This window comes from Thermoclostridium caenicola (assembly GCF_900142095.1).
GTDB lineage: Bacteria > Bacillota > Clostridia > DSM-8532 > DSM-8532 > Thermoclostridium_A > Thermoclostridium_A caenicola.
The window spans coordinates 1-9,493 of record NZ_FQZP01000068.1 but is presented as its reverse complement, the minus strand read 5'-3'; the positions used below and the strand labels follow the sequence as shown (position 1 = coordinate 9,493).

Genomic DNA, 9,493 nt, shown 5'->3' with positions numbered 1-9,493 from the left:
GGCTAGTCTGCAAGAGGACGGCGGTTGTTTAATCAGCTATCATCCCTGACATTTTCATAGAACAGTTAACCTGACATTTTCACAGACGCTTGACAGCGTTTCACGGAATATCCTTCGCGGTTTAAGGCATTCCGTGTCAAATCAGGCCGATTCTCCCAAAGTTCATGGCCATGAGGCCCATATCCGGGAATCCTGCCCATTTCCGGGCACAGCCTGTCGGGTCGGGAAATGCACAGGGCAGGGTTCGCAGCATCCCTGCCCCGCATATCAAGACGTTTATTTTGCACTCGCCGTTTTTGCCTTCAGGCGGATGGTTCTCAGCCAATGCCACAGGTTGGCCGCAATAAATACGGAGGAATACGTTCCCGAGATGCACCCGATGATCAGGGAAAAGCTGAAGCCTTTCAGGGATGTGATATTGTTGGCCGCTGAAAAGATGTAGAGCACAGCGACACTGAGCAGGGTGGTCAATGTGGTATTGATGGTTCTGGACAGCGTTTGCCAGATGCTCACATTGACAATGGTTCCAATCTCGGATTTCTGCATGACTTTGGCGTTCTCACGGATCCTGTCATAGACGATAATGGTGTCATTGATGGAATAACCGATGATGGTCAGGATGGCCGCGATGAACACATCATTGAATGGAAGCCTGAAGGCCACATATACTCCCAGCATCACCGCGCAATCGTGGAGCAGGGCGATAACCGCGCAAACTGCCGCCGAAAAACCACTCATGATGCTGAAACGCCATGCCACATAGATCAGGATCAATACCGATGAAATCAGTACGGCCAGCAAGCCCTTGCCCAGGGTCTCCTTGCCGATGGACGGCTCGATGCTGACCACCTCGTTATTGGGGCTGTCCAGGATCACCGGGAAGCCTTCCTTGACCAAAGTATCCCTCACAAGCTGCTCCTCATCCGGAGTCAGAGGCGTCTGGCTGGCCACATCGATCCTGAGCATGATGGTCTTCTTTGCCGTTCCCTGGCTGCCGGACACGGTCTCCATCACACTGGTATTAACCTTTTTATTCAAGGCCGCCTCAAGCCTCACAGCGGCCAGGTTGGCATCCACCATCTGCTCGCATTCAATGGACATCCTGGTGCCGCCCCTGAAGGTGATATCCAGCACTGCTCCGTTGATGAGGTAGAGCACCAGAAATATCAGCAAAAGAACTCCGCTGATGGTGAAAAATATCTTTCTGTTTTTAACAAAATCAAATCTTGTCATGCCTCGGCTCCCCCTTCCCTGACACCGTAGAATTTTCTATTGCGGGCAAATCCAAAGGCTGACACAGACTTGAGCAGGGTTTTTGTGAAGAAAACGGCGGTGATGAAGCTGAGGAGCACGCCGAGTCCCAGGGTCACGCCAAAGCCCTTGACCGGTCCGGTCCCAAGTATATACAGGACGACAGCAACGATGATGGTGGTTACATTGGAGTCCATAATCGCTACAAAAGCACGCTTGAATCCGGCTTCTACCGAAGCCCGGATGGTCTTGCCCGAACGCAGTTCCTCCTTGATACGCTCAAAGATGATCACGTTGGCATCAACACCCATACCCATGGAGAGAATGATACCGCCGATACCGGGAAGGGTTATGGAAACACCCGTGTTGGCAAGGAACAGGATCTGAAGCGCTACCAGTGCAGAAAGCGCCAGTGAAGCCAGCACGCCGGGCAGCCTGTAGTAGACGATCATGTACAGGCAGATCAGCACAAAGGCGACAATACCGGCTTTAATAGCGATGTCCAGGGCTCCCTGGCCAAGTTGCGCGCTAATGGCATCCACGCTGACCGGTCTTAAGGCTACCGGCAGGGCGCCGAACCGGATCTTGTCGGCCAGGGCCTTGGCCTCTTCCAGCGTGAAACTGCCCTCGATATAGAATTTCGTTGTATTGATGCGGGAATTGACCCTGGGGCACGAGATGCATTTATCATCGATGAATATTCCGATATAATGGCCGACCAGGCGTCCGGTGGCCTCTGCAAACTTCTCTATGCCGGATTCCTTCAGTTCCAGATCCACGTTGTAATAACCGGTTTCTGGGTTCTGGGACTGGGAAGCGGTTTTCATGTCCTCTCCGTCCAGGATGATGTTGCCGGTTGCCGGGATCTGGTCAAGGGGCAGCATGGCATCGGCATCGCTGACTTCCCGGAACGTGAGCCGGCCGGTGCTTCCCAATTCATTCAGGGCCTTTCTCGGATCAAATTCGGTTTCATTCTGAGCCCAGGGAATATCTATGATGATGCGATTGTTGGTAGCATCCACGTTGATGCTCTTGTCGAAGATGCCCTGCGCATCGAGGCGGAGTTCCATGATGCTCCGCGCGCTGGCAAGGTCTTCTGCCACATTGCGCCCTTGTGTCCCCTCGGGATAATCGGGGACCATGATGGCGCTGATTCCGCCCCGGATATCAATACCGGTTCTAATCTCATTCGCTCCCTTGATGATCCTTGCGTTTTCGGGACCCAGCCCGAAAAAGGCCAGACAACAAAGGAGGGCGATGATGACCAACATGGCGAAAAACTTAAATGCCCTGTTGTCTTTCATTGGCGCTTCCTCCCACTGTTTATATGTTTTAGTCTTTCGCAAACCACTTAGGTAATTATAAATCTTATTATTCCAGAGCGTCAACTTAATATATATTACCGCCGGATTGCCCCCGGGCCGGTCGTTCACTCACCCTCGGCCGCGGCAAATTCCTGGGATTTTATCCAGAGCGCGCATTCGATTCGCTTTTTCTCAAGCTCACAGCCAACCTTGTAAGGCTTTTTGATGTCCTGGTTGAACTTCCAGGAGTTGGCCGCGCAGCCGCCGCTGCAGTAGAACTTGGCCCAGCAGGTCCTGCACTCGGGTTTCTCGTAGACATTGGCCTGATAAAACTCCTCCCGAACAGGGTTCCCGTTCAGACCTTCAAATACCGAACCCAGCCGGAATCGGGTCTGTCCCACGAACTGGTGACATGGGTAAAGATCCCCTTCAGGCGTCACGGCCAGATACTCGGTGCCGGAGCCACATCCCCTCAGCCGCTTGGCGATACAGGGGCCACCCTCCAGGTCCAGCATGAAATGAAAGAAATTAAACCACCTGCCGCTGCCCCGCCTTTCCACATAAGCCTTTGCCAGCCGCTCATACTCGGCGCAGGCACGCGGGATATCCTCTTCCCTGATGTCAAGGCCCGAATCGGCCGAGGCTACCACCGGCTCCACCGAGATCTGCTCGAAACCTTCATCGGCCAGATGCAGGACGTCTTCGCCAAAATCCAGGTTATGACGGGTAAATGTGCCCCGCACATAGTAGTTCTCATGCCCACGCTCCTCCACCATGGTTTTGGCAAGGGGCAGGATCCTGTCGTAACAGCCCGTGCCATCCACCCTTTTCCTCATGGCGTCGTTGATCTCTTTACGACCGTCAATGCTGAGAACCACATTATGCATGTGCTCGTTGATGAAATCGCGCTTTTCCTTGTCCAGGAGAAGGACGTTGGTGGTCAGCGTAAAGCGGAAGCGCTTGCCCGAATCCTTTTCCCTGGAACGGGCATAATGCACGATTTCCTTAACCACATCAAAATTCATGAGGGGTTCCCCGCCGAAGAAATCCACTTCAAGGTTTCTTCTGTTGCCCGAGTTCTCAATCAGGAAATCGATGGCCTTCTTCCCCACTTCCAGGCTCATCAGGGATCGTTCTCCCAAGTATTCGCCCGTGCCCGCAAAGCAATACTTGCACCTTAGGTTGCAGTCGTGGGCGATGTGCAGGCAAAGCGCCTTGACCACGGTTTTTTTGCTCCACTGGGGCAGGTAATCCTCGTAAGGATCAGCAGAAAAAAGTGATCCTTCGCCGATCAGCGTCTGAATCTCATCCATCGCCTCAAGGATCACCTGTTCGGGCAAGATCTCCTTTAGTTTTTCAAGTTTTTCATGAACGGGCTTTCCTTCCTGGCTGTAGCACTGAAGGACCTGGAAGCCCACGTCATCCAGGACATGAACGGCGCCGCTGTTGACATCCAGGGCCAGGTTGACGCCGTGCATGCTGAAAGCATGTATCATAGTTCACCATCTTTCCATTTATCGTTTCTAAAGTTCGCCTGAGTCCATCCTCTTCGCAGGACAGCCAGTCATAGCACAAAAAAAGCGTGCCCCTCCCGGGGAATCGCAAAACGCGGCTGCAATGCAAGAGAAGGGCCTCAAGCCCTTCCTTTTCAGCTTCTCTTTATTTCTTTTCGCATTTCTGGTTGGCAACCGTGCAGGATGTCTTGCAGGCTGACTGGCAGGATGTCTGGCATTCGCCGCAGCCGGCCTCCTTGATATCACGGTTCAGAGTTTTTCCGTTGATGGTCTTGATATGCTTCATTGCATTTCCTCCTCTTCCGGTTCAATTCCACATTATTATAGCATATGGCTTTTGATGTGCAAATAAAGATTTACACTTCATGGGCCCAAAAGGGAATGCTTCTTGCTAAAAAGGCTGCCGTTTAAGAGCGCCTAATCGATTCTGAACACCACATAACCGGATGCCGCCAGGATCTGCGGGATGTTACGTACCTGCATAAAATCAAGTTCTTCAAAGGAAGGCACCTGGTTGAAGCGCTTGGTCACTTCGGCAAGCTTTTCCCATGGCACCAGGCAGGCATGTCGTTTATTGGCCAGGTCCTTCGCTTTCTTTGCCCCTGCAGTCTCCGAAAGATCCCATGTGGTCCAGCCGCTGGCAAAATGAAACGCGTTCCAGCGCAGATGTTCCTGTTTGGCCAGGTTCTCCAGGCGCGTACCCTGAAGGTATTCTTCCAGCCTGACAGGTTCCCTGTCGCATTTTCCTGCCTCCGCCATATCCAGCCCCAGGAGCCTGAGCTTGGTTCGGATATTCATGGCGGCAGAACGGTTGGATTCCTTGGTAAACTCGTCCAACTCAAACCAGTTATCCGCCGGTTCCACATGATAGATCCCGTTGAACAGGGCGTTCATGGCCCGCGCCATTCTGTCCATGCTTTCATTGATGATAATGGACTCGGTAAAGATATCGCTGCTCCTTCCAAAAATACGGATGCCCGGGAGCAGGGCCAGCTCCTGGTAGTGGCTGAGCTCTGCCGATTCTGAAATCTGGACGGCAATGGTCACGGCTCTTTTCACCCCCTGCCGCCTGAGCAGCCTCTGGATCTCCAGGGCGGTTTCCATGCTGAGCCTGTCGTTCTCAAGGCATACAACGACGTAATTGATGGCATGGATGTTTTCAATGAGCAGATCATAAAAGGCGCTGCTGCCGGGATCAGCCTGTACGAACCGGATATCGTAGTTGCTTTTGATGGCGCTGTACCGGTTGTTGAAAACGCCTTCCCTGCTGCCCATGGCGCTGTCTGTGATAATGGCTTTGAAATGGCCTCCGTAAAACTGACCGTTGTAAAGGGCCTTTCTCAGGACTTCAACCCCCATCCGGCCAAATCCGGCCAGGAACAGGGTGAAATCCGAATGGACCATGGCCTCCCGGGTATCCAGTTCCAGGGTTTCATATATCGGACAGGTCTCCATGAGCTGCCTTGCCGCCAGATCCTCTATGCTGAAGATCTTGAAATCGACGGTGATCCCGCAGTCCTTCCTGACCTGATCCAGGATCTTTCCCGTGTTTTCTGAAGAAGAAAGGATGTACAGGATCAGATGGTTTACGGGTGTCCGGTCCTTTTTGGCATTCTGGAGCAGCCGGATGGCTGTTTCGAGATTGGCGTTTTCCTGTTCCGACAGCAGGAAGAAATGGATGGGTTTCTGATAACACCTGGCAGGCAGCTTAAGCTTTTCGAGGCTCTCCACTTCCCCGATGTTCCGGTCAATCAATATGCACTGGTTTTCGCGAATCTTTTTGACCAGGACTTCTTCCTGTTCGCTGCTCTGTTTCAGCCCTTCAATGACGATAATACGGCGATCCCTGCCATTCTCCCTCAGGCTCCGGATCAGGTGGTAGGCGTACTCGTTCAGACCGCAGAAGATATAGGTTTCCGAAGGCCGGGATAGCATCAGCTGGATACGGGATATGAAGTGCAATCCAAACAGGGAAAGCAGGGTGAGGACGGTGATCAGCAGCCCGCAGGCGTGAACCACGCTGAATAGCAGAGTGTAGATCGCATGGTTCTGGAGGATGGCATTGACATCCCCCCAATCATTCTCCATGATGAAAATCCTGCAGGTGGAAAACAGGGCCCGAAGGGCAATGGCCGTGGCATCCGGAGGGGCCTCCCCGGGTTCCGGCAGTTCCCCCAGAAGGACATAATCGGGCATATAGCCGAAAATGTACAAGACAAGACCGCTGAAAAAGGTGATGATGGCCAGGGGAATCTTGATCCTCTCGTAGACATCCCTGTACCGGGCAACGATCAGGCAGCCCAAAATGATGATACACAGGGAGATCAGTACCGATGTCATGGTTAAGGGGAACAGCATGTCATTTGTCCTCTCGTGTGTTATTTTTTCCAGTTAGGGCATATTATGATCCTGATTTTAGCATACTATCTTTCCCGAGTTAATACTTGCATCCATAAAAAAGAACAGGGACCCGTCATTTTTCGCCCTGTATGGTTATCCGAAAAGTGTCTGCTGTTTCTGAACCACCTTGCTCCGGGACAGTTGAATGATATCCGCCATCGTGCAGAGAAGGCCCTTCTTTTCACAGGCTTCCCGGAAAACCTCCCGGAGCCTCCTGGAATGCTCAGACCAGCAGCTGTACTTCATGCCGTAGCTGCACGCGTATTTTTCCCTCAAGCCGGGAAAGAGCCTGTCCAGGGCCCTGTAAAAATACTCTCTCTGACCGCTCCGGAGCGTGACGCCAAAAAACGGATATACATAAGCCGCCCCGCTGTCTGCCGCCCTTTCCACAATGGCCAGGATGTTCCTTTCGTCATCGGTGATGAATGGCAGGACCGGCATCAGAAGGATGCCTGCCACAAGGCCCTCGGCGGCCAGGCCTGCCACCGCCTGGAACCTTTGCGAGCTTGTCGGAGCGCCGGGCTCTATTTTGCGGGCCAAATCGTCGGAGCTAGCCGTAATGGTCATTGCAATGTTCACCGGATCGTGCTCCTGGATCGCCTTCAGCACATCCGCGTCCCTTGTAACCAGTGGGCTCTTGGTGACCAGATGGACGCCGAACCCATAACGATCCATGAGTTTCAGGGATCCCCGTGTCAGCCGTTTCTCTGCCTCAAAGGGATTATAGGGATCGCTCATGGCGCCCATTCCAATAATGCCCCTGGTTCTCCTGCGCCGCAACTCCTGCTCCAGGAGCGCAAGCACATCCTTCTTGACGGCGACCTCATCAAAGTTTTCAACCCGATAGCAGTCGCTGCGGGAATCGCAATAGATACACCCATGGCAGCATCCGCGGTAAATGTTCAGGGTGTACCTGGCATCAAACCAGGCTCCCGGATTCCTGTTAGCCGATAAAAGCGTTTTTGCAGGTATTTCCTTCATGGCTGCTTCTCCTCCGGCATGTCCTGATGCCATCAGCATAACATCCCAATCATGACAACAGCCTGTCAGATTGCTGCGGATGTGCACCACTGTTTTGGGTGGACTTCGCCCGCAGATTATCCTGCTGTCTGTTTTCGCGATGCCGGAAGTCTTTCCTGTAAAAGCACAGTTTTCTATGTACCTATTTCTTATATACCTGAATGAGACCCCGGATGATCAGGCCGATACCTGCCGCCAGGCAGGCAAACATCAGGATGGTGATATACAGGGTGGTCGGCCTGAATACAATGCGCAAACTCATCAGCACGCCTGCCAGAATTGTCACCAGACCTGTGGCGATCAGTATCCAGCCCCAGATCTTCCTCTTCATCGTAAACAACAGGATAACGCCGATGATGACAGGGAGCAGCAGCAATCCGAATGGTGGATTGAAACCGCCGAAAACCCCGCCGAAAAAGTATCCGGTACTGACGATGGTATTTTGGGAGATCAGAAACATCCCCAGGATGAATAAAGCAAGTCCGGAAAGTAGGCTTATCATTGACCATTCGCTCCATTCGTTGATAGTGGATGAATTTGCCGTCCGGCATGCCATAAAATATACCAAAACCCGGCAGGAAAGTCTACTGCCCGACTTCTTCCCTGCGTAAATCATCTTTATGAGTGCTTGAAATATAGTTTCTGTCGAGGGTGATCACGGATTCATACTGGGGGTTGTACCGCTGGATGGCCTGGCGGATGCGGTTGATGAGTTCCTCATTGTCCGCCTTGAATGAGGGCGGAACCGTTACCTCAAAGATCAGCTTGACATGCTGCTTGCCCAAAACAGCTCTGAAATCGTGCATGGACAGTTCCGGATCGATGTCCTTCACAATGCCATCCACAACAGCTTTCAGGCGGTCCAGCTGCTCGTCCCCGGTCACCACCGGATCCATATGGATGACCATCTGGATGTTCATTTCGGTGCTGAAATCCTTCTCAATGGCGTCGATAATATGATGGCTCTCCAGGATATCCCTTTCCGCCGGCACTTCCAGGTGCACCGTGGCAAAGCAGCGATCCGGCCCGTAATTGTGTATAACCAGGTCGTGAAACCCGATCACGCCATCATAGCTTTTCAGCTTCTCTTCGATTCTCCTGACCAATTCCTCATCCGGCGCTTCCCCCAAAAGCGGGCTCAGGGTCTTCCTGATCAGGCCGATGCCCGAGAACAGGATAAACAGGGCTACGGCCAGACCCATATAGCCATCGATCTGGATGCCGGTCAGCCCGGCAAACAATGCGGCACCCAGGACCGCTCCGGTAGCCAGCACATCGTTAAGGCAGTCGGCAGACGTGGCGCCCAGGGCAGTGGATTGAATGATACGGCCCATCTTCTTATAGAACAGGCCCAGCCATAACTTGGCCAGGATGGCCAGCGCAAGCACGGCAACGGTTACCGCGCTGAACAGGATGGGCTCCGGGTGAATGATTTTCTCCACGGAGGATCGTATCAGCTCAAAACTGAGAAGCAGGATGATGATGGAAATGATGAATCCTGTGATATATTCGATCCTGGCATGCCCATAGGGATGCTCCTTGTCGGCGGGTTTGGCCGACAGCTTGAAGCCCACCAGGGTAATCACCGATGAGCCGGCGTCGGACAGGTTATTGACGGCATCCGCCGTAATGGCGATGCTATGGGCAAGGGTTCCGATCAGCATCTTGGCGCCGAACAAAAGAACATTACAGAGTATCCCCACCAAAGAGGATACCCTGCCATACCTTCCCCTGACCACCGGATCGGTGGTATTCTCATGATCCTTAATGAACAATCGTATGATCCAGTTTGTCATGTTTGAAATTCCTCTAGGCGCTCCCGTTTATGGGAAGGCTCCCGCCAGTTCAAAAGCCTTTCTCAGTATTATATCATATTCCAGTCTCTCGCGCAGGGTGACGCCGATATCCTGGTCGTGTCAACTTGTTTTAGGTTTTATGTCACTGTCTGCCCCTCTTTTTGGGCAAGGATCATATGGCAAATCCATTATCCCGTATGGATCTAAG

At 52.7% G+C, this 9,493-nt stretch carries 8 protein-coding genes; all 8 read right to left on the bottom strand.

All coding sequences use genetic code 11. From position 1 onward, the window contains the following. Positions 1–276: 276 nt before the first annotated feature. Positions 277–1,233 carry a protein translocase subunit SecF gene (secF, locus tag F3H12_RS12375; RefSeq protein WP_149679631.1) on the bottom strand — a complete coding sequence of 319 codons (957 nt, stop codon included), beginning with the start codon at positions 1,231–1,233 and terminating at the stop codon, positions 277–279. Continuing rightward, complete coding sequence (gene secD, locus F3H12_RS12370; protein ID WP_149679630.1) at positions 1,230–2,555, bottom strand: protein translocase subunit SecD; 1,326 nt, start codon at positions 2,553–2,555, stop codon at positions 1,230–1,232. The genes secF and secD overlap by 4 nt, the downstream gene beginning before the upstream one ends. Before the next feature lie 125 nt (positions 2,556–2,680). Next, positions 2,681–4,051 (bottom strand): thioether cross-link-forming SCIFF peptide maturase, encoded by a 1,371-nt coding sequence (gene scfB, locus F3H12_RS12365; protein ID WP_149679629.1) that lies wholly within the window; start codon positions 4,049–4,051, stop codon positions 2,681–2,683. A 163-nt stretch (positions 4,052–4,214) separates the two neighbouring features. Continuing rightward, positions 4,215–4,355 (bottom strand): six-cysteine ranthipeptide SCIFF, encoded by a 141-nt coding sequence (gene scfA, locus F3H12_RS12360; RefSeq protein ID WP_149679628.1) that lies wholly within the window; start codon positions 4,353–4,355, stop codon positions 4,215–4,217. A 131-nt stretch (positions 4,356–4,486) separates the two neighbouring features. Then, complete coding sequence (locus F3H12_RS12355) at positions 4,487–6,427, bottom strand: hypothetical protein (protein WP_149679627.1); 1,941 nt, start codon at positions 6,425–6,427, stop codon at positions 4,487–4,489. Between the two features lie 135 nt (positions 6,428–6,562). Beyond that, positions 6,563–7,450: an SPL family radical SAM protein gene (locus F3H12_RS12350; protein WP_149679626.1), complete on the bottom strand. Its 888-nt coding sequence runs from the start codon at positions 7,448–7,450 to the stop codon at positions 6,563–6,565. 181 nt (positions 7,451–7,631) lie between these two features. Beyond that, positions 7,632–7,991, bottom strand: coding sequence for a hypothetical protein (locus F3H12_RS12345; protein ID WP_149679625.1), 360 nt, complete (start codon positions 7,989–7,991; stop codon positions 7,632–7,634). An 82-nt stretch (positions 7,992–8,073) separates the two neighbouring features. Further along, the gene (locus F3H12_RS12340) at positions 8,074–9,285 is read right to left on the bottom strand and encodes a cation diffusion facilitator family transporter (protein ID WP_149679624.1); all 1,212 of its coding nucleotides are present in this window, start codon (positions 9,283–9,285) and stop codon (positions 8,074–8,076) included. Between the last annotated feature and the right edge of the window lie 208 nt (positions 9,286–9,493).